Origin of the sequence: Mycobacterium sp. E1715, assembly GCF_001667625.1 — a bacterium.
In the GTDB taxonomy this organism is placed as follows: domain Bacteria; phylum Actinomycetota; class Actinomycetes; order Mycobacteriales; family Mycobacteriaceae; genus Mycobacterium.
Window position 1 is genome coordinate 19,619 of sequence record NZ_LZJJ01000092.1, and the last position, 20,893, is coordinate 40,511.

The 20,893-nt window shown below is 68.1% G+C and carries 20 protein-coding genes; 10 read left to right on the plus strand and 10 right to left on the minus strand.

Annotation, left to right across the window (positions count from 1 at the left end; translation table 11 throughout):
* The first annotated feature begins 20 nt into the window (after nt 1-20).
* From A9X03_RS05200 to A9X03_RS05220, 5 genes are all read left to right on the plus strand, one after another.
* Nucleotides 21-584 (plus strand): R3H domain-containing nucleic acid-binding protein, encoded by a 564-nt coding sequence (locus tag A9X03_RS05200; protein WP_067756319.1) that lies wholly within the window; start codon nt 21-23, stop codon nt 582-584.
* A 59-nt stretch (nt 585-643) separates the two neighbouring features.
* A complete protein-coding gene (gene rsmG / locus A9X03_RS05205; protein WP_068259964.1) occupies nt 644-1,381 on the plus strand; it encodes a 16S rRNA (guanine(527)-N(7))-methyltransferase RsmG in 738 nt (245 codons plus the stop codon).
* Nucleotides 1,378-2,382 carry a ParA family protein gene (locus A9X03_RS05210; protein WP_082974426.1) on the plus strand — a complete coding sequence of 335 codons (1,005 nt, stop codon included), beginning with the start codon at nt 1,378-1,380 and terminating at the stop codon, nt 2,380-2,382. Before rsmG ends, A9X03_RS05210 begins: the two co-directional genes overlap by 4 nt.
* Before the next feature lie 23 nt (nt 2,383-2,405).
* Nucleotides 2,406-3,389 carry a ParB/RepB/Spo0J family partition protein gene (locus A9X03_RS05215; protein ID WP_067756325.1) on the plus strand — a complete coding sequence of 328 codons (984 nt, stop codon included), beginning with the start codon at nt 2,406-2,408 and terminating at the stop codon, nt 3,387-3,389.
* Nucleotides 3,390-3,654: 265 nt separating this feature from the next.
* A complete protein-coding gene (locus tag A9X03_RS05220; protein WP_067887555.1) occupies nt 3,655-4,407 on the plus strand; it encodes an acetyltransferase in 753 nt (250 codons plus the stop codon).
* Here A9X03_RS05220 and A9X03_RS05225 read toward each other — a convergent pair.
* The 10 genes from A9X03_RS05225 to A9X03_RS05270 all read right to left on the minus strand — a co-directional run bounded on the left by A9X03_RS05225 (nt 4,404) and on the right by A9X03_RS05270 (nt 15,940).
* The gene (locus tag A9X03_RS05225; RefSeq protein WP_068259967.1) at nt 4,404-5,624 is read right to left on the minus strand and encodes an N-acetylmuramoyl-L-alanine amidase; all 1,221 of its coding nucleotides are present in this window, start codon (nt 5,622-5,624) and stop codon (nt 4,404-4,406) included. The genes A9X03_RS05220 and A9X03_RS05225 overlap by 4 nt on opposite strands.
* Nucleotides 5,625-5,757: 133 nt before the next feature.
* Nucleotides 5,758-6,111, minus strand: a complete 354-nt coding sequence (gene trxA, locus A9X03_RS05230; RefSeq protein WP_067756334.1) for a thioredoxin — start codon at nt 6,109-6,111, stop codon at nt 5,758-5,760.
* On the minus strand, nt 6,108-7,115 hold the full coding sequence (gene trxB / locus A9X03_RS05235; protein ID WP_068259970.1) for a thioredoxin-disulfide reductase: 1,008 nt from the start codon (nt 7,113-7,115) through the stop codon (nt 6,108-6,110). The genes trxA and trxB overlap by 4 nt, the downstream gene beginning before the upstream one ends.
* A 90-nt stretch (nt 7,116-7,205) precedes the next feature.
* A complete protein-coding gene (locus A9X03_RS05240; RefSeq protein ID WP_068259973.1) occupies nt 7,206-7,934 on the minus strand; it encodes a hypothetical protein in 729 nt (242 codons plus the stop codon).
* Entirely contained in the window at nt 7,927-8,538 is a 612-nt protein-coding gene (gene sigM, locus A9X03_RS05245) for an RNA polymerase sigma factor SigM (protein ID WP_067756342.1), read from the minus strand. Before sigM ends, A9X03_RS05240 begins: the two co-directional genes overlap by 8 nt.
* A 63-nt stretch (nt 8,539-8,601) precedes the next feature.
* On the minus strand, nt 8,602-12,216 hold the full coding sequence (locus A9X03_RS05250) for a murein biosynthesis integral membrane protein MurJ (RefSeq protein WP_068259976.1): 3,615 nt from the start codon (nt 12,214-12,216) through the stop codon (nt 8,602-8,604).
* Nucleotides 12,213-14,594 (minus strand): hypothetical protein, encoded by a 2,382-nt coding sequence (locus tag A9X03_RS05255; RefSeq protein WP_068259979.1) that lies wholly within the window; start codon nt 14,592-14,594, stop codon nt 12,213-12,215. Before A9X03_RS05255 ends, A9X03_RS05250 begins: the two co-directional genes overlap by 4 nt.
* On the minus strand, nt 14,591-15,325 hold the full coding sequence (locus tag A9X03_RS05260) for an NUDIX hydrolase (RefSeq protein ID WP_067753215.1): 735 nt from the start codon (nt 15,323-15,325) through the stop codon (nt 14,591-14,593). Before A9X03_RS05260 ends, A9X03_RS05255 begins: the two co-directional genes overlap by 4 nt.
* 88 nt (nt 15,326-15,413) lie before the next feature.
* On the minus strand, nt 15,414-15,698 hold the full coding sequence (locus A9X03_RS05265; protein WP_068259982.1) for a hypothetical protein: 285 nt from the start codon (nt 15,696-15,698) through the stop codon (nt 15,414-15,416).
* The gene (locus A9X03_RS05270; RefSeq protein ID WP_067753230.1) at nt 15,698-15,940 is read right to left on the minus strand and encodes a hypothetical protein; all 243 of its coding nucleotides are present in this window, start codon (nt 15,938-15,940) and stop codon (nt 15,698-15,700) included. Before A9X03_RS05270 ends, A9X03_RS05265 begins: the two co-directional genes overlap by 1 nt.
* A 283-nt stretch (nt 15,941-16,223) precedes the next feature.
* On the opposite strand from A9X03_RS05270, the gene A9X03_RS05275 reads away from it, so the two are divergent.
* The 5 genes from A9X03_RS05275 (at nt 16,224) to A9X03_RS30055 (ending at nt 20,893) form a co-directional block, all read left to right on the plus strand.
* Complete coding sequence (locus tag A9X03_RS05275; RefSeq protein ID WP_156670063.1) at nt 16,224-17,645, plus strand: CCA tRNA nucleotidyltransferase; 1,422 nt, start codon at nt 16,224-16,226, stop codon at nt 17,643-17,645.
* Between the two features lie 24 nt (nt 17,646-17,669).
* Entirely contained in the window at nt 17,670-18,179 is a 510-nt protein-coding gene (locus A9X03_RS05280; RefSeq protein WP_067784028.1) for a pullulanase, read from the plus strand.
* Between the two features lie 99 nt (nt 18,180-18,278).
* Complete coding sequence (locus A9X03_RS05285) at nt 18,279-18,608, plus strand: DUF2563 family protein (protein ID WP_068259985.1); 330 nt, start codon at nt 18,279-18,281, stop codon at nt 18,606-18,608.
* Nucleotides 18,609-19,482: 874 nt separating this feature from the next.
* Complete coding sequence (locus tag A9X03_RS30050) at nt 19,483-20,037, plus strand: hypothetical protein (protein ID WP_231968851.1); 555 nt, start codon at nt 19,483-19,485, stop codon at nt 20,035-20,037.
* Between the two features lie 670 nt (nt 20,038-20,707).
* Nucleotides 20,708-20,893 carry a hypothetical protein gene (locus A9X03_RS30055; protein WP_231968857.1) on the plus strand — a complete coding sequence of 62 codons (186 nt, stop codon included), beginning with the start codon at nt 20,708-20,710 and terminating at the stop codon, nt 20,891-20,893.

The following is a 20,893-nucleotide window of genomic DNA, read 5'->3' on the forward strand; positions in this document are numbered from 1 at the left end:
TGGATGAGGGAGAGAAAGACATGACGGACGCAGACACCACCACCCAACCCGACGTCGACGCCGAGCTCGAGGAGCGGTCCGAAAACGGGGCCGAGGCGGGTGCGGACGAACCCGACGACCTGGAGGAGCGGCTGGTCGCCGAGGGGGAGATCGCCGGCGACTACTTGGAGGAGTTGCTGGACCTGCTGGACTTCGACGGAGACATCGACCTGGACGTCGAGGGCAACCGGGCGGTGGTGAGCATCGACGGCAGCGACGACTTGAACAAGTTGGTGGGCCGCGGCGGCGAGGTGCTCGACGCGCTGCAAGAGCTCACCCGATTGGCCGTGCACCAGAAGACCGGTGTCCGGAGCCGGCTGATGCTCGACATCGCCAGTTGGCGTCGGCGGCGTCGCGAGGAGTTGGCCGCGCTGGGCGACAAGGTGGCGCGGCGGGTGCTGGAATCCGGTGAACGCGAGGAGCTGTCCCCGATGACGCCGTTCGAACGCAAGATCGTTCACGACGCCGTCGCGGCGGTGCCCGGCGTGCACAGCGAGAGCGAGGGCGTGGAGCCCGCGCGACGGGTCGTCGTTCTTCACGACTAGCGAGTTACAGCGGTGTAGTTCCGGCGCCGAGGCACCCATTGCGTCAGGCAAAGCAGAGGATGTTTCACGTGAAACATGTCGGCCCCGTCGAACCCTCGGCGGACCCGTCCGACCCACCGCAGCCCGGCGCCGCGCCCGAGGCGGCGGAGGCGATCTTCGGCCCGCGGCTTGATCTCGCCCAGCGGTACGCGCAACTGCTGGCCGGTCCGGGAGTGGAACGAGGACTGCTCGGACCGCGCGAAGTGGACCGCGTCTGGGACCGCCATCTGCTCAACAGCGCCGCCGCCGCCGAGCTGCTGGAGGAGGGGGAGCGGGTCGTCGACATCGGCAGCGGCGCAGGGCTACCCGGGATCCCGCTCGCGCTCGCGCGGCCGGACGTCGAGATGGTGCTCCTGGAACCGCTGCTGCGCCGAAGTGAATTTCTCGCGGAGGTCGTCGACCAACTAGGGTTGGCCGTCGAAGTGGTCCGCGGCCGTGCCGAGGAACTGTGGGTGCGCCATCAGTTCGGGGAAAGGGATGCGGCGGTGTCACGAGCGGTTGCGTCGTTGGACAAGTTGGCGAAGTGGAGCATGCCGTTGCTACGGCCCGGGGGCCGGATGCTCGCGATCAAGGGCGAGCGCGCCCGCGAGGAAGTTGAACAGTACCGGCGTGTGATGGCAGCATCGGGCGCCGTTGATGCCAGGGTGGTGACATGTGGCGCGACCTATTTGCGTCCCCCCGCAACCGTAGTTATAGCGCGACGCGGAGAGCGGCCGCGACGACAGCCGGCACGGATGGGGAAGGCGGGGAAGCGATGAGCACTCCGGGAGAATCGCCGACCGCCGCGGGCCCGTCCCCGAACGCCACGCCCGTCCAGACGCCCGCCGGGCCGGATGTCCCCGCGCCCCTCGTCCCAGGTGCCATCGAGGACCCGGCGGCCAATGTTTCACGTGAAACAGTGGCCGAGTTCGACACCCCGATCGGGGCGGCCGCGGAGCGCGCGATGCGCGTTCTGCACACCACCTACCCGCCGCTGCGCCGGCCGCGCCACCGCCGCATCCTCACCGTGGCCAATCAAAAGGGCGGAGTCGGTAAGACCACCACCGCCGTCAACCTCGCCGCCGCGCTCGCCCTGCAGGGGCTCAAGACCTTGGTCATCGACCTCGACCCGCAGGGCAACGCCAGCACGGCGCTCGGCATCACCGACAGGCAATCCGGTACGCCCTCGTCGTATGAGGTGCTCATCGGCGAGGTTTCCGTCAAGGACGCCCTGCGGCGCAGCCCCCACAATGACCGCCTGTTCTGCGTACCGGCCACCATCGACTTGGCCGGTGCCGAGATCGAACTGGTCAGCATGGTGGCGCGCGAGAACCGGTTGCGGACGGCCCTGGCCGACCTGGACGATCTCGACTTCGACTACGTCTTCGTCGACTGCCCGCCGTCGCTGGGGCTGCTCACCATCAACGCGCTCGTCGCCGCGCCCGAGGTGATGATTCCGATCCAGTGCGAGTACTACGCCCTGGAGGGCGTGTCCCAGCTGATGCGCAACATCGAGATGGTCAAGGCACACCTCAACCCGCAGCTCAACGTCAGCACCGTGGTGCTCACGATGTACGACGGCCGGACCAAGCTGGCCGACCAGGTCGCCGAAGAGGTGCGTCGTTACTTCGGTGCCAAGGTGCTGCGCACGGTGATCCCGCGCAGCGTCAAAGTCTCGGAGGCGCCGGGCTACAGCATGACCATCATCGACTACGACCCCGGATCGCGCGGGGCGATGAGCTACCTCGACGCGAGCCGCGAGCTCGCCGAACGTGATTGACCACCAGCCGTGAAGGGACGACCATGACGCAGCCGTTACGCAAGAAGGGCGGCCTCGGCCGGGGCCTCGCTTCGCTGATCCCGACGGGCCCCGCCGAGGGCGACTCGGGTCCCGCGACCCTGGGCCCGCGGATGGGGGATGCGGCGGCCGACGTGTTGATCGGGGGACCGGGACCCGACCTGGCCCCGGCGGGCGCGGTGTATCGCGAGATCGCGCCGTCGGACATCGAGCCCAACCCACGCCAGCCGCGGCAGGTGTTCGACGACGAGGCGCTCTCCGAACTGGTGCACTCCATCCGCGAGTTCGGATTGCTGCAGCCGATCGTCGTGCGTGCCGTTCCCGGCGCCAAGACGGGACCCCGCTATCAGATCGTGATGGGGGAGCGGCGCTGGCGGGCGGCCCAAGAAGCGGGGCTCGCCACCATCCCCACCATCGTGCGCGAAACGGGCGACGACAATCTGCTCCGCGACGCACTACTCGAGAACATCCACCGGGTGCAGTTGAACCCCTTGGAAGAGGCGGCGGCATACCAACAGCTGCTCGACGAATTCGGCGTCACCCACGACGAACTCGCCTCCCGAATCGGCCGCTCGCGACCGCTGATCACCAACATGATCCGGTTGCTCAAGCTGCCGATCCCGGTGCAGCGGCGGGTGGCGGCGGGCGTGCTGTCGGCCGGCCATGCCCGCGCCCTCTTGTCGCTGGAAGCCGGGCCCGAGGCGCAAGAGGAACTGGCCAGCCGGATCGTCGCGGAGGGACTGTCAGTGCGGGCGACCGAGGAGGCGGTGACGCTGGCGAATCGGGCCGGCGCGACCACCCCCGCACCCCAGCGTCGCAAGCCGATCCAGATGCCCGGCCTCCAGGAGGTGGCCGAGCGGTTGTCGAACGCCTTCGACACGCGGGTGACGGTCAGCCTGGGCAAGCGCAAGGGCAAGATCGTCGTGGAGTTCGGGTCCGTCGACGATTTGCAGCGAATTATCGACATGATGACCGCCGCGAAAGCATGACCCGCCATACCCTGTAATTACGTCACTGTGACACCGGAGCGGTCACGGACCGGCAACGACCGGGGCTCGTCGTCGCGGCATTACGAAAGCGCATGCGTTTCAAGGATTTTCGGTAACGAAACGGGTGAGACGCTAACGCGCCGACGGTGCCTGGGCCGGGACCGGCCCCTCGCGGCCAAAGCTGGCCCGATTGCGACATCCTCTCCTATCCTGGAGGGGTTGCCGGTGCAATTGGCTGCAGTACCGCACAGGAGCCAGGAGGCTAGTGTCCGCTCGAATCACACCGTTGCGCCTCGAGGCGTTCGAGCAGCTTCCCAAGCATGCGCGCCGCTGCGTGTACTGGGAGGTCGACCCGGCGACCCTCGGTAACCAGGACCACCTCGCCGACCCCGAGTTCGAGAAGGAAGCGTGGCTGTCGATGGTCATGCTGGAGTGGGGCTCGTGCGGTCAGGTCGCGACCGCGGTCACCGACGACAGAAGCCACAGCGAGCCGCCGTGCCTGGGCTATGTCTTCTACGCGCCGCCGCGGGCGGTGCCGCGCGCCCAGCGATTCCCCACCGCCCCCGTGTCCGCGGACGCGGTCCTGCTGACGTCGATGGGTATCGAGCCGGGGCAAGCCACCGACGACCTGCCGCATGGTCTCCTCGCCCGGGTGATCGATGAACTGGTCCGGCGCGGGGTGCGGGCCCTGGAAGCCTTCGGACGCACCCCGGCGGCCTCGGAGTTGCAGGATCCGCAGGCGGCAAGCCCGGACGTGCGGCCGGTGCTGGAGGCCGTTGGTGATTGCTCGGTGGACAATTGCGTGCTGGACGCCGAATTCTTGCAGGCCGCGGGTTTCGTTGTGGTCGCGCCGCATCCGTACTTTCCGCGGCTGCGACTCGAGTTGGACAAAGGCCTGGGATGGAAGGCCGAAGTCGAGGCGGCCCTGGAGCGACTGCTGGAAAACGCACAGTTGCAAGAGCCGGTCGGAGCCGGGACCGCTGCGGGAAATACGTTGCGCGGCGCCGAGATCGGCTAGGAGCCGCCGAGCCGGCTGGCCCGCTCCACCGACAGTTCGTGAGCCAGCAGTTCGGCGAAGGTGAAAGTACCGGTCGGTCGGTCGTTCTTGCCCAGCAGGTAGAGCCGCTTGACCGCGGCGAGAATTCCTTCGGCGATGGCGTCGCGGGTTTGCGTGGAGATCAGCATCGCGCGATCGTTCGGATTGGTGATGTAGCCGACGTCGACCTGTACGGTTGGCATCCGGGTCAGGCGCAGCAGATCCCACGTCCGGCCATGTGTCCGGCAATCCCGTAATCCCGTGCGGGCCACCACTTCTCGTTGGATGAAGTCCGCGAGGTTGCGCCCGATCGTGGAGACCGAGCCGTGTGAGTTCCCGAAATGAAAGGAAGCGACGCCGTTGGCCGCGGGGCTGGGCTGGTTCTCGCAGCGCAAGCTGATCATCAGGTCCGCCCCGACGTTGTTGGCCGTGGCGGCGCGTTCGGCGTCGGACGGGCTGCGGTTGACCGGTCGCGAAAGGAAGGTCTCCATGCCGATGGCGGTCATCCGTCCCTCGAGCCGGCTCGCCAAGTCCCACAACACGTCTGCTTCGCTGACCGGTCCCGACGGGCCGTGCATCAGCTCTCCGAGGTCCGTGCCGCCGCGGCCCGGATCGATGATGATCCGCTTGCCCGACAGCTTCGGCCCGGAGCGCCGGACCAGCTCTTCTTCGCGAATCGCGTGCGGGGAGCCGCCCGTGACTCGGGAGCTCAGAAAATACAAGGAACGCAACGTTTCTGGGCCACAGATGCCGTCTGCGGCCAGCCCGTACTCACGCTGATAGGACATCAAGGCGTTGTGCGTCTGCAATCCGAAGTGTCCGTCGACCAGGCCGGTGTAGAAACCGAGGTCCTGAAGCCGGGCCTGCAGCGTCGCGACGTCGTCACCGTAGAGGGGGGCACCGAACTGGTGATAGAGCGTGCGCGCGCCGAGCCGGTAGGACGCCTCCTTCAACGCGCGGTAGGTGGCCTCGCCGACGACGCCGTCGACCAGCAGGCCGCGGTGCTGCTGGAAGGCCCGCACCGCCTGGTCGAGTTCGACGTCGAAAACCTCGGCGGGCACAAGCCGGCCGGTGGTGAGTTCGTCCTCCGGGGTGTCGAGCAGCCCTAGCGTTGCCAGCGTCGCCCGGATTTCGGTCACAGCTGCGCTGCGGTCACCACAGCGCAGCGCATCGCCGTATTCACGGCGCGGACTCGACATACCAAATGCCCTCCGGGACACATTGACAGGCTCACATCTGGGCAACAGCTAACAGCAATTGTCGCAGATGGATCGCCTAATCGGGAAAACCCCAGGCTGAACGCGGGGCGTGGTGCGGCGACTTAATCCAGGATCAGCTCAGGTTGGGAACCGCGTCCGAGAGCTCGCGCAGCAGCGCCGCCTTGCCCTTGGCACCGACGATCCGCTTCACCGGTTGGCCGTCTTTGAACAGGATCATGGTCGGAATCGAGACGACCTGGAAATCACGCGCGGTTACCGGGTTGGCGTCGACGTCGAGCTTGGCGATCGTGAGCTGCTCGCCTCGCTCGCTTGCGATCTCCTCGAGAACCGGCGCGACCATCTTGCACGGCCCACACCACGTGGCCCAAAAGTCAACCAGCACAGGCTTATTGCTGGACAACACCTCGGTGGAGAACGATGCGTCAGAGACTTCGATTGTGGCCCCGGCTTTTTCGGCGTCGGTCATTGAGGTGCTCCAATCATCTCAGTACTGCCAGGAAATTCGGTTGCGTCGCTTTGGGCGGCCGAGCTCGATTCGGCGTGGTCGGCCAGCCAGCGTTCGGCGTCAATGGCCGCCGAGCAGCCGCTGCCGGCGTCGGTGATGGCCTGCCGGTAGGTGCGGTCCACCAAGTCGCCTGCCGCGAAGACGCCGTCGATCGAGGTGGCGGTCGTGTGGCCCTTGACCAATACGTACCCGCCGGGGTCGGTGTCGAGCACATCGCGGACCAACTCCGAGCGTGGGTCGTGACCGATCGCCACGAAGACGCCCGTCACGGGCAAAGTGGATTCCTCCCCAGTCTCGTTGTCGCGCAACCGCAAACCGGTCACCGTCTGATCACCGTCGACGCCGAGCACGGCCTTATTGGTCAAGATGGTGATCTTGTCGTTGTCCCGGGCGCGTTCCAGCATGATGCGTGACGCGCGGAACTCGTCGCGGCGGTGCACCAGGGTGACGCTGCGCGCGAACCGGGTCAAAAAGGTGGCCTCCTCCATCGCGGAGTCGCCGCCACCGATCACCGCGATGTCTTGATCTTTGAAGAAGAACCCGTCACAGGTCGCACACGAGCTCACGCCGCGGCCCAGCAGCTCCTGCTCGCCGGGCACCCCGAGGTACCGCGCCGCCGCGCCCATGGCCAAGATGATCGCCCGCGCGCGGAAAGTCTCGCCTTCGGCGGTGGTCACCGACTTGACCGGCCCGTCCAGCGACACCGACTCGACGTCTTCCATCCGCAGATCGGCCCCGAACCGGAGCGCCTGTTCGCGCATCTGGTCCATCAGCTCCGGGCCGGTGATGCCGTCACGGAATCCGGGGAAATTCTCCACCTCGGTGGTGGTCATCAACGCGCCACCAAACGACGTTCCCTCGAAGACCACCGGGGCCAGCTGCGCCCGCGCCGCATACAACGCGGCGGTGTACCCAGCGGGACCCGAACCGATGATGATCACGTCGTGCACAGTGTCGGCGGTCATAGAACCCTTTCAAGAAATCGTCCCTGGATTCGTACAAACGCCAGCGTAGGCACCGCTGTTCCCGGACGTCGGTCAACCCATCGCACCACACTAAGGGCGGGGGATCTCCGTGTTGGCCAACAGGCCGGTGTCGGCGGCGCTGCAGTTCAGTGCGACCGCGTAAACCGCCAGGCTGCGGGGAGCGTCGCCCGGCACCACCAGCACGACGCCGGGGCGAGCGTTGATCTCGGCCGGCCGGGCGCCCAGCACCTGCGTGGACGCCGGGTAGCCCAGCCCGGTGAGGCAGGAGGCGCGCCGCGCCGGGTCGCCGAGCGGGCCGTAGTCCGGCGCCTGGGTAAGCAGGCCGAGAATCTCGTCCCGCGACAGCGGGATGGCCATCGGCGGCGTCGACACCGTGATGTGCTCGGCGGTCACCCCGGTGCTGGGGGCGGGCTCGGGCGCGCCGATCAGCGCCGCGGTGCCCACGCCGACCGCCGCGAGCAGGGCACCGACGCCGGCCACCCCGGCGACCACCCGCGTGGGCCCAACCCGCGGCCGGGCGGAGTGCGCGACGGGCTGGCCGGTTTCCGCCGATTCCAGCGCGGCCGAGATCCGGGCGGTCACCTCGGGAGGTACGTCGGGCGCCGGCGTGGCCCCCAACGTGGCGACGTCGCTGCGGGCCCGGTTGAGGGCGCGCAGGACTTTCTCGGCCTCTGGGTCGTCGCGAACCCGTTGACGCACGCGGGCCGCGGATTCGTCGTCGAGCAGGCCGGCCTGCAGGTCGGCGAGGAGCTCAACCGTCAGGGGCGGCTCGTCGCCATGGTCGTCGGCTTCACCCATCCGCCCCAGTGTCCGTCATGGGTCGCTTGACGGCCATGGGTGGGGCCGGGTCGGCCGCGGCGTTCAGGTAGCCGAGAAGTTCGGCGAGGCGCACGCGCGCCCGGGCGCATCGACTCTTGACGGTGCCCTCGGCGACACCCAGCAGCGCGGCGGTATCGGCCACCGAGTAGCCCTGCATGTCGACCGCCACCACCGCGGCCCGCTGCTCGACGGGCAGCCGCATCAAGGCGCGCTGCACCATCATCGCAGTCTCGACCTGGGCGGTCCGATCCGCCACCGCGTAGACGTCCTCCAGCGGGACGGTCGGGTGAGACTTGATGCGCCGCAGCCGGTCCAGGCACGCGTTGACGACGATGCGGTGCAACCAACTGCCGACGGCGGCGTCATGCCGGAACGCACCGGCGCCGCGGTGCGCCGAGAGCATGGCGTCCTGCAGCGCGTCCTCGGCGTCCTCGGCGGTACGGGTGGTGAGCCGGGCGAGGCGGTGCAGCTGGCGTTGGTGGCGCAGGAACAGTTCGCCGAAGGCGTGGCGGTCACCGGCGACATGCGCGGCCAAGAGCTCGGCATCACTGCGTTCGCGCTGGATGTCTCCCCGGGAGCCCACGGCCGGACACTAACCAATTGGTGGTGGGGCGGCACTTCACCATCGGGCGGATCTGTGAGCCGGTCAGGAAGCGGCCTGGACCGTGATCTCGAAAAAACCGGCCTGGCTCTTGCCGTTGGTGGTTCCCAAGGTGGAGATCCACACCAACAGGTTCGAGGTCGGGGACCCGGCTCGCACCGGGATCACGTTGTGGCCGGGCTTGAGTGTGAACGCGGGCGCCAGCACGGTGGTGTCGTTCAGGGACGCCGGTGACGCCGTGGACGACGAGCGGATCTCGACCTTGGTCCCGCTGCTGGGTGTGTCGATGGTGACCTGGCCGATCACCGTCGCGCTCGGAAGCTGCAGCATGAGCCCTTCACCCTGCTTGAAGTTGGGGAACGGGACGGCGTCGGTGTAGACCTCGGTGGCCCATGCGGTGGTGGGATCGCCGTCGATCGCCTGACCGGCCGTGCTCGCGTTGTCGGCGTCACCGTCGGGCGAGTAGACCGTCGCCTTGGTCGGCTTCACGACGCTGCCGGCGGCCGCCGAGCTCGGGGCCGACGCCGAGGTGGACGAGGACGGGCCGTTCAGCCCGAGCTCGTCCTTGTTCAGGCCGCCACCGACGTTGCCGAAGATCTTGCTCACCACCGACGCCAAGACCAGGAGGGCCACGATGATGACCGCAAGGCCGGCGCCCATGCCGATCAGCAGGTTGCGGCGCCGCCGCGCGAACGTTTCTTCGTCCGGGGCCGCGGATTCGCGGGCGGTCGCCGGCGCGGGCGAATCATCGATCGGACCCAGCACCTCGGTCCGGTCGGCCACCGCGGTCGCCTGCTGCAACAAGTTCAAAAGTGTTGAGGCACTGCGTATCCCGCCGTCTTCCTGAACCGCCCGCACTGCAACGGCCGAAATCTGGAAGGGAATGCCGCGGTCGATGATCATCGGTTCGACGGGCTGGCCCGTCGAATCCCGTTCGGCCGGGGCGAGCCCACTACGCACGCTGGACTCGGTGAGCGGCCACCGATTGACCAGCAGGGCATACAGCGCGGCGCCGATGCCGCGGATATCGGCCTGCGGGCTCGCGTCGGGCATGGTGGCCGGGTAAGCGAGGACGACGTCGCCCTCGATGCTGACGCGGACCCGGCTCGGGTGGTCGATCGACAATGCGACGCCGGCCCGGTGGGCCGCGTCGGCGGCCGCGGCCAGCGACTGCATGGCGCGGACGGCGCCGACGGGAGACGGCGCGGTGTCGGCCACCTCCTGCAGCGAACCGCCGCGCACCCACTCGGAGACCACCAGGCCGCCGTGCCCGGTGTGGACCACGTCGAGCACCCGGGCAATGCCCGGCTTGTCGATCCGGCTCAGGCGCAGCGTGCGGGACAGGATCTCTTGCAGCACGTCGTCCGGCAACGCCCCGTCAGGGTCGACGAACGTCAGCGCCACCTGCCGGTCCAGCGCGGTGTCCAGCGCCTGCCAGAACTGCAGGGGCGGCGCTCCGCCGTGGAAGACCAGCAGCCGGTAGCGGCCACCGGCGATGCGGGCGCCGGGAACCAGGTGGACGTCGTCTCCCGACGGGTCCCCGCCGCGATCCCTGGGCGCGTCGAACGGGGCCGGACCGCGCCGCGCTTCGGGTGGCAGGTCGCCATTCGACGGGCGCGGCGCCGGTGATTCCGGCGGGCGTTCGGCGGGGATGTCGGGCTGGAAGTCGTCGGCAACCGGTCGTGGCAGCTCGGCACCCGACGCGGCACTCTCGATAGGGCGGTCGGTCACCTCCGGTCCTTTCGCTATCCGGGCTTGGGTTGCCCGCTCCGAAGGTCTGCGCCGGATCGGCTCCTGGACCGCATTTACCCCAGGCGGGGACGAATTCCTCTGCTCAGGGTACGTGACCGGGGCCCGCCGAGAATATTGGTCCTTTAGCACCGGTTTGCCGGGCACCGCCGCACGGCCGCCGAAGCGTCGCCGGACGACGTCCAGCGCCGCCTGCGCCTCCGGGACACGGGCGCCAAGCATGACCGCGGCCATGATCGGCAGCATGATCGCCGCCAGTATCAGCAGCCGCAGCAGTGACCCCGCGCCGCCGCCCTGCGCGGTCAGCGCGCCGAGCCCCGACAGCCGGTCGGCCACATGGGCCACCAAACCGGCCAGCATCGAGGCGGTGATCGTGACCAGGATGGTGCGCTGCTCGCCTTTGCCGATCAACTGGCCGCCCGCAGGCAGCAGGGTGTGCCGCAACAGCAGGTAGCCGATGATCGCGCCCGCCAGAAAGCCGATGCCGTTGGCCAGCCCCAGGTAACCGGCCACCAGCTTGGGGTCATCGGTCAGGCGCGGCGCCAGCACGGATCCGACGATCTTGACGGCCGTGATGACGAGGATGATGACGATCGGCGTCCAGGGTTGCTCGCGCGCGTAGAAGACCCGCAGCTGCAGCAGCACCAGACCGTAGGGGATCAGCGTGAATGCCGACAGCGCGATCGCGGCGCCGAGGTATCCGGCGTCGACCCCGCCGAAGTGACCGTAGGCGAACAGGGCGCTGCCGATCGCCGGGCCGCCGACGGTCATGACCGCGACGATCGGGATCAGCGTGATCAACGTCAGGCGGGTGGCCAGCGACAGGTCGGCCAGCACGGCCTTGGTGTCGTCGGCGGCGGCGTTGCGGCTCAGCCGCGGCATCACCACCGTCAGCACCGTGACGCCGATCATGCCGAACGGCAGCATCAGGACCAGCCAGGTGTAGTTGTAGATCGCGGGGCCCGACGCCGCCGCCGTGCTGGCGATCTGGTTACCGACCACCAAGCCGAGCTGGCTGATCAGCACGTAGAGCACCATCGCGGCGGCCATGGTGCCGAAGCGCTTGAGCCGCTCGTCGATGCCCCAGAGGGGACGCAGGTCCACGCGTTCGCGGCGCAACGCGACCAGCAGCACCGCGGTCTGCGCGAACACCCCCAGGGTGGTTCCGATGCCGAGGACCAGCAGCTTGGTGTTGCCCATCCGCACGGGGTCGACCGACAGCTCACCGGGGACGGCCGCATACACCGCCAAGGTCGCGAGCGCGACGACGTTGTTGACGACCGGCGCCCACGCCGTTGGGCCGAACACGTTGCGGGTGTTCAGGATCGCCATGAACACCGACGTGAGGCCGTAGGCGAGCACCTGGGGGAGCAGCAGGTAGGCGAACGCGGTCGTCAGCGGCTCGTTCACCTGCGGAGCCCGGCCCAGCATCAACCGGACCAGCAGCGGCGCGGCGAGCACCGACAAGGCCGTCGCCAACACCAGCAGCGCAGTGGTCAGCGTGACCAGGCGGCGTACGAACGCCGCGCCCCCGTCGGGGTCGCTCTGCTCGGCGCGGGCCAGCACCGGCACGAAGATGGCGGTGAAGGTCGCCTCGAGGACGAGCGCGGCGACCAGGTTGGGCAGCTGGTTGGCCACCGAGAACGCACTGGACAGCGCGGCGCCCAGGATCGCCGCCAGAAGTACGACCCGGGCGAAACCCGTGAGCCTGCTGACCAGCGTGGCGAAGGCCATCGCCCACGACCGCGACACCAGGGCGGAATCGGAGAGTTCGGGCCGTCGGCGGTCAATCCCCGCGGGGACCGGCGGCAGGGGACCCGTGGGCGGCGAGCCCGGATTGTGCGGACGCCGCGGCGGCTCTGGCAGGCGGTGGGATTGCGGTGCTGCGGCCTGCCGGTGGGCGGGCTTCATACGCGGTGCTCTTGCTCGACCCGGTCATCGGCGTCGTCGTCGAACCCCGCGGATCGGGCACCGGGCGGGTCGGGCCGGTCCAGGTCGGCGGGGTCGGGTTGGCCGCGGAAGCGGTGCCACAGGCGGCGTCCCGCCAACAGCACCAGCACGGCCGCAGCCGTCATGGTGATCGCGAACAGCACCCTGCCGTAGGCGTTGGAGTGCACCGACAGGCGCACCGGGTCGCCAAGCCGCAGGCCGTCCGGGGTCCGCAGCGACACGTCGATGGCGACCCGCTGGGTGAAGTTCACTTCGATCGGCACCCGCAGCGGCAGGTAACCGGGCGGCAGCTCGATCTGGCCGACGTCGGTGACCGTCATGCCTGGCGGGGCGTCGACCTGCAGCCGGACCCGGATCGGGACGGCCAGGCCGTTGTGCAGCGCCAGCGGCAGCGGGCTGTGCTCGGTGGCCAGGGTGTAGGAGCCGCCCGGGTTGACGATCGTGACCGCGCCGAACAGGTCATTGATGGTCTTGCCGACGACGGCCAGTCGCTGCTGGGCCATGCCGTTGCGGGTGTCGGGGGGCTGGGATTCGCTCAGCGCGCGCAGCATGTCTTCGCGTAACGGGGCGGTGTATTGGATGCCCGTCAGCCCGGTGCGTTCGTCGGTAGTCAGGGCGGACGTCAGGCCCCAGAGCCGGCCGACCTGCCCGGTGACCAGTGCGGTGACGTCGTCGCCGAAGCGGCCGCGCGCGGAGGTGTAGGCGCCCACCTGTTCGGACGGCTCGGTGCGTGCCGCGGCTTCGGCGATGACCGCAGGCAACGGCCGGGGGATCGCCAGGCCGGACCGGATGGTGGTGGTCAGCGCGGTCAGGATGACGTGCGCGTCGTCGGCCTGCAGGTTCCACGTCGCCGGCGGGACCAGGACCTGCGTACGGGGCGCGTCGTCCTGCCGCAAGGCGTGCCAGAACATGGAACCCAGGGCGTCCTGGCGGCGCGCGGTCACCGAGTCGTGCGCGAGCCGGACCGTCAGCGAGGAATCCAGATAGGTGGGCACCGAGGGCGAGCTGCCCGTCCCGGCCAGCGCCGCGCCCACCGCCGGGTCGAACGGGGCGAGCACGACTTGCGGGGACAGCCGCTGGGGCGCGGTGTCGACCGTGCTGTCCGAGGTCCCTTGTCCGTCCGGGGCGGACAGTTCGGCGGCGGCGACGGCGACGGTGCTTTCGTTGCCGCTGAGCAGGTTGACCGCGCGGTTGGTCAGCGGGCCGTCGGGCAGCAGCGTCGCCCCGCGGACGGAGGCCACGTCCAGGATGCGGTCGACAATGCTGTTGACGCCGGTGGTCGCGGTGGCGCTCAGCCCACGATCGTTGACGCGCTGCAGCGCGTCGAGGTCGGCTTGCGCATAGGGCAGCGGCGCCACGCAGGTGCGGTGCGCCAGGGCGCGGAGTCGGTTGAGCCACTCGGCGGCAGCCGCCTGTCCGGCGCCGGCGTGGGTCGGGGTGCCGGGGAGCTGCGCGGGCCCGTCGGGTGAATCGGACACCACGTAGCCGGCGGTCATCGCGTTGACGGTGACGAGCAGGTCGGGGTCGACGGCCAGACACAGGGCTCGCCCGACCGCGCCGTCGGGGTCGACATCGTGGCTGGTGGCCACCTCGGCCGCCGAAAGCAGAATGTCCAGCCGACCGCCGCTGGCCAACGAGGTAGCCAGGTCGTCGTCGACGAGGCGGACCGGGATGGTGCCGCCGGGCACGCCGGGGGCCAGCCGGGGCCGGTCGGCCAGCGGCCACAGCATGGTCAACCACACGGGTTTGGAGGTGTCGGGCGCTACGGCGGAGCCCAGGTCGCCGCCCTGGTCGGGTGGCACGCCGACGACGGGCAGCAGGAAGCGCGCGTTGTCCAGCCGTGCGGGGGCGCCGTAATCAGGCGTGCCGTTCACGTTGACCAGGACGGGATAGATCCCGGGCGTATCGATCCCCAGCGATTGCTTGGTCAGCGAGCGCAGCGGAGCCGACAGGGTGAAGCCGACTTGTTGTCCGCGCTGCAGTTCGGGAGCGACCGTGAGGAAGTCGGCGGCCGGTTGGTACTGGTCCGTGTCGCCGTCCAGGGTGGTCCGTAAGCCCGCGGACGCGGTGACGGCACCCGCGTGTTCGAGCCGGACCATCACATCCCGGACGGGGCGGTCGCCGATGTTCGTCACCATGCCGGTGACGGTGACGACGGGCTGACTCGACGTGGTGACCACGTCCGGCGTGACTTGGTCGATGCGGACCCGGACGAACGGCGTGACGCCGGGTTCTTTGGCGGCCGCGCGCGGCATTGCGGGCCAGGTGAGCACCGCGAAGCCGGCCACGATGCCGATCACTGCCGCGAGGCGCAACAAGCAGAGTCGGGATGTGGTCACGGCCCGGGCCCGTGGCCGTTCTTCCGGCCGGTGGCCGGTTTGTCGGCGTGCCGGGTGCGCGAGTGGGTTTGCGGGCGGCGCCGCGGAGAAGTGGGTGGCAGCGGCGGCAGGGCGGCGGGCCCGTCGGTCTGGAGCTTGTCGATCAGCTCGTCGGCCACCCGGGCCAGCCGCCGTTCGTCGGCGTAGGCCAGCTTCGACGGCAGCTCGTGCACCGGAACCCAGGCCACCTCGGCCACCTCGAGGTCCTCGTCGGAGAGCTCGCCGCCGGAGAAGCGCAGTAAATAGTGGTGCACCGTTTTGTGCACCCGGCGGCCGTCGGTGACGAACCAATAGTCGATCCGGCCCAGGGCGGCCAGCACGCTGCCCCGGATGCCGGTTTCCTCGGCCACCTCTCTTATCGCGGTCTGCTCGGCGGTCTCACCCATTTCGATGTGCCCCTTGGGCAGCGACCACAGCATCCGACCACGCCGATCGATGCGGCCGATCAGTGCCGCGACCAGTGAGTCGCGCGGCCCGTCGAGGCCGTCGACGACCAGTCCGCCAGCAGATGTTTCGTGCACGGTCCGCAGCCGATCCGGCCCGCGACGAGGCGAACGGGATCGGTGCGACTTCGTCGCCGTCGAGTCGGCGGGCGCTTGGCCGTTCGTCTGGTTCTCGGTCGAACTCGCAGCGCCACGGCCGCGCCGCCGCCCCCGGCGCCGACGTGGCTTGCCCTGTTCGCCGTCCGACACCCAAGCGATAGTAGCTGGCACGGCATAGTCTCCCTGGACATACTCGCCGCTAGCCGACCTGCGATGGCTCAGGACCGAATGCGTCCGGTCAGATCGGGCCGATCGCGTTGGCGATGGCGAAAGCGGGAATGAAGATCAGGAGTGAGAGCGGCCCGGAGAGGCTGCCGAGCATCATCCCGCGGCCGATCTGCCCGATTCTTCCCGGTCCCCGCGCGACGAGGGCGCCGACGCCGATGTAGACCAGCGCTGCCGGCAGAACGACAAACACCAAGGGCCACATCGGCAGAACAAACAGCCAGGTGACGAAATCCACGACGAAGACGTGCAGGATGGCTACTGCGAATGTCAGTGGGCCGTACCGGTTGTCTGTCATCAGCGCAGGACCAGGTAAGCGAATATCGCGGCGCCCGCGAGCACGGCGACCGAACAGCTCATGGTGCTGACGCCAAGGCCGCGCTTCCGCTGCGATGACGACCTGAGGAGCGCGGCGCCGAAAAGCAGCGACACCAACGTCGTCAGGACAGCGGCGGTCAGCATCCATGCCCGCTCACCGGCGTACGCGCTGTGCGTGTCGAACGGCCACTTGCCCAGCAGCCACATGGCGACAAGCAACAGCGCCAGTATCAGTTGGACGACAAACGGCGCCGACCATGTCGCGGCGCGCCAGGCGTGGGCGTCCAAGAAGTCCACTCGCTGAGAACTCGACATATTGCTCATGAATCGCAGAACCGCATTGCCGCGCCGTTTTCACCCTTCCCCTTGCGCAACGGTACTGCGGCGCGCCGGCCGGTCAATTCAACGCCGATGCGCGCCGACGATGGCCGCGACCCGTGCGCGGCTCCTCACACGGGCTTTTCGGCCCGGCCTACTAGGCTGATCGAACGTGTCCGACGCCGATATGCAGCTGCTTGCCGCCGCCCAGGTCGCCCTGAACCAACATGCGGGCATGCTGCGCGAGCTCGGCTCGGCGTTCGAAGGCTCGGGTCACGAGTTGTACCTCGTCGGCGGTTCGGTGCGAGATGCGCTGCTGGGCAGGCTGAGTCCCGACTTGGACTTCACTACCGACGCCCGCCCCGAGCAGGTTCAACAGATCCTGCGGCGATGGGCCGACAACGTGTGGGACACCGGCATCGAGTTCGGCACCGTCGGCGTCGGCAAGGGCGGCCATCGCCTGGAAATCACCACATTCCGCGCGGACGCCTATGACCGGGTCTCGCGCAAGCCCGAGGTGCAATTCGGCTCGAGGCTTGACGACGATTTGGTGCGCCGCGACTTCACGGTCAACGCGATGGCCGTGCGCATCACTCCCGAGGGGCCGGGTGAATTCCTCGATCCGCTGGGCGGTTTGGCCGCCCTGCGCGACCGGGTGCTCGACACCCCGGCCGCCCCGTCGGTGTCCTTCGGCGACGACCCGCTGCGGATGCTGCGCGCGGCGCGGTTCGTCTCGCAGCTCGGCTTTGCCGTCGCCCCTCGGGTGCGCGAGGCGATCGAGGAGATGGCGCCCGAGCTGGGCCGGATTAGCGCCGAGCGGGTTGCCGCCGAGCTGGACAAGCTGTTGCTCGGCGACGACCCGGTGTCCGGCATCGACCTGTTGGTGCAGACCGGCATGGGGGAGGTGGTGCTGCCCGAGGTCGGCGGCATGCAGATGGCGATCGACGAACACCATCAGCACAAGGACGTCTACCAGCATTCGTTGACGGTGCTGCGTCAGGCGATCGCGCTGGAGGACGACGGACCAGATCTGGTGCTGCGCTGGGCCGCGCTGCTGCACGACATCGGCAAGCCCGCCACCCGGCGGCACGAGGCCAACGGCGGCGTCAGTTTCCATCACCACGAGGTAGTCGGGGCCAAGATGGCCCGAAAACGGTTGCGCGCGTTGAAGTATTCCAAGCAGATGGTCGATGACGTCTCGCAGCTGGTGTATCTGCATCTGCGGTTTCACGGCTACGGCGAGGGCAAGTGGACCGATTCCGCGGTGCGCCGCTATGTCACCGACGCCGGGCCGTTATTGCCACGGCTGCACAAGCTGGTGCGCGCCGACTGCACGACGCGCAACAAGCGCCGGGCCGCGCGGCTGCAAGCCAGCTATGACCGGCTGGAGGCGCGGATCGTCGAGCTGGCCGCGCAGGAGGATTTGGCGCGCGTGCGGCCCGACCTCGACGGCAACCAGATCATGGAGTTGCTCGGCATTCCCGCGGGCCCGCAAGTCGGTGAGGCGTGGCGCTTCTTGAAAGAGCTGCGGTTGGAGCGCGGTCCGTTGACGGTCGAGGAGGCGACCGCTGAACTGCTGAGCTGGTGGCGCTCGCAGGGGAACCCGTAGCGGTGATCGCGCGTCGGATCGTGCATGGATTACTGCATGGCAGGCGACGACGGCACCGCTTCTATTTGGCAGCACGACCTCGACCTCGACCTTGATGGCGACGGCCGGTTCGACGCTTTCGGGCTGGACTTCGACGGCGATGGGCTGCGCGACGACGCCTTCGCGGACCTCGATGGGGACGGCATCGCCGATCACGCGGTGCTCGACCTCGACAACGACGGCACTCCCGAGGCGTACTTCACCGACGACGGATCGGGGACATGGGGTGTCGCCACCGAACAGGGCCGGCAACTGCGCTGGTTCGACCTTGACGGTGTCGAGCACACCGGCGGCCCGCTGGTCGACTTCGATGGCCACGGCGGCGCGGACGATCGGCTGTTCGATAGCGACGGCGATGGGCTGGCGGACCGGGTGCTGTGCGCCGGCGAGGGCGGCGCGACCGAATACGTCGACACCGACGGCGACGGCAAGTGGAACGTGCGGCTGACCGACGGCGATGGGGACGGCTTGGCTGACGGCGCGACCGCGTTGTAGCGGCTCGGGGACCCAACGTGAATTGACCGCCGCGCGCGGCATATTTAGCCTGGTCAATAGTGGCGCGGGGAGCGCTGCGATGGATCGGAAGGGGTGGCAGTGTTCGTCGACACCGATCTTTTGCACTCCGGGGGCAACGAATCGCACCGCGCCGGCGGGCATGCGCAAGAGGGAGCCGACCAGCTCGCGCGAGGGCCGCTGGCGTCGGGGATGTTCGGTAATTTCGCCGCCGCCGATGCATTCCACGAGGCGGTCACGGCTGCGCATGGACAGCACGTGCAGATCCTCCAGGGTCACAAGCAGACGCTGACTGATGTCGGTTCGAAGGCGCACCACGCTGCCAAGGGATTCACGAGCATGGACCAGCAGAATGCCGGTGATATGGAGGCTGTGCGACCAGGCGCCAACGGGTCAGCGCCGCGAGTTTGATCGCTCGGCCTCAGCGGGTAGGTGGGCGGAGATGCGTTACTCGGTGGGATCGTGTTGAAGCGCTATGTTGCGGTGTTGATGTGCAGTGCCGTGGATGATTCAACGGAATTACTCGGCACGGACTGAGCGGGGCTGCATGGGGGATCTTCCTCCAAACTTCGGTGGAGAACGCCAGTTATCCCGCCGCCTGGTCAACGGCAGCCGCCCTATCCGCCCCAACCTTCGAAGCGTCCAATGACATGGCTGGCGATCGCACTGGCATCGATTGCGGTTCTGCTTGGCGCTGGTTCCCTCGTGGTGGCGGTTACGCGGTCTACGAATAACTCCATCGTGGGCTCATCAGTCAGGTCAGCACCGCCGACGCACGCATCTGCGGATTCGGGTGCCGCGCACCAAAGATCTTTGCGACGTCTACACCGTGGCCTCATGTGCTGTCCAGATAGAAACGAACGGCGACAACCCGGCATTGTCTGGCATCGCAGTTGTCAACGGAGCGCTAATGCTGGAACACGTGGTGGGCGCGCATCCCGAGATGTCGCCTACCGATCGAGACGCTGCCCTGGCGCTGGCAGAGGCTTACAGCAGATCTCAGGCGACGGCGGCCACGGTTCAGCAACGTGATATCCGTTTCGGCAGTCAACGATCAGTGATGTCAACAACAAGGACGCTGCGATGAAGAGAGTTTGCGGCGGCTGAATCGCTGGCAGGCAAATGGATTCCGCCGCATGCCCGACGGCCGGCCATGTGACCCTGCCCGCACCAGCCGTCCGTCGTCACGATGCCATCGTTGTGCATGTTTGTGTCGTGGAGGTGCAACGGGGGTGGATAATTTAAGGGAATGGCCTGCAAGTTGCACAGGAATGGGAGGAGCTGCATGGGGGATCCGCCTCCAAGCTTTGGTGGGATACCACCTATAGGCTCGCCGCCGGGGGATTGGCAGCGCAGCTATCCGCTCCAACCCGCAAGGCGGCCACGCACGTGGCCGGCGGTCGCCCTGGCGGCGATTGCCGTTGTGCTGGGCGTTGTTGCGGTAGTTGTGTCATCTACACGGTCTACGAAGCACTCCACCCCAGAGCCGGCGACCGCCTCAGCGGCACCGACGTACACACCATCCGAGACGGCTGCCGCGCACAAGAAACTTTGCGATGTCTACGACCTGGCCGCACGAGCGGTCCAGATAGAGACAAACGGTGCAAGCCCGGAACGGGCTGGCATTGCGACAGTAAACGGCGCCGTCTTGCTGGGGCAAGTGTTGAATGATTCTCCCGCGATCCCGCCAGGTGATCGCGGCGCCGCCGTTGCCCTGGCAGAGGCATACAGCAACGCTGCTGCCGTGGCGAGCTTTGGAGATTCAGCTCAGTGGCAGTCGACAATTGCCGACGTCAATGCCAAGGATGCGGGCATGAAAAGAGTGTGTGGAGGGGGCTGAATGGCCGATTACGTTAGCGGCCGACCACGTTGTAAACGGTCGCGCTGACATCTTCCGCGCCCCGCTCTTTGCGAGGCCGTCGAGCCATCCGCACGAGCCCGAGATCGACTGCAAGACGAGTTACCTTAAGGGGTGACCGGGTAAATGCAACGACGCAGCCGGCTCGGATCGAAGATGAACGAACGCAACCGCGACTCGCGGTGAATTGCTGCCTCTCCTTTGGTTGGCTCAGTATGGAAGTTGAAGGACTTACGAGCGGATCGTGACAGTCTGGACGGTCGCCACGACCTAGAGGAGGGGCATGGTGGGGAACAGGCCCGGGGGTACTGCTCATGAACAGACTGCGCACAGACCTGGGGGGAATTGGCCACCGAATAATTGGGCGCAGCCAGCATCACGCTCATTCCCATGGCAGGCGATCGCCTTAGCGCTTACCGCTGCCATAGCGGTTGGCGCTCTGATCATTGCCCTTGCGCGCCCCACGGTCACGGGCACGAGTCCGTCTACCACCACTACAGCCCCAACGCCTGACCCCACGGCAATTGTTGCCGCTCAACAGCAGCTTTGTGATGTTTATAAACTGGCGGCCCAGGCGGCTCAGGTCGACACCGCCGGAACAGACAAGGCGTTAGCACGCATCGCAACAACCAATGGCGCCCTATTGCTTGAGATGGCAGCGGCCGATCCGGTCCTCGACGCGAAGCACCGCGACGCGGCGCACGCAGTAGCTATGGCATACGGCACTCTTACCGCCAAAGGCAGCGCTGGCGTCGCGACCGATGCCGACTATCAGGCGGCGCTTAGTGACGCAATCTCGAAAGATGCCGCCATGAAAAAGGTTTGCGGTGGCGGTTGA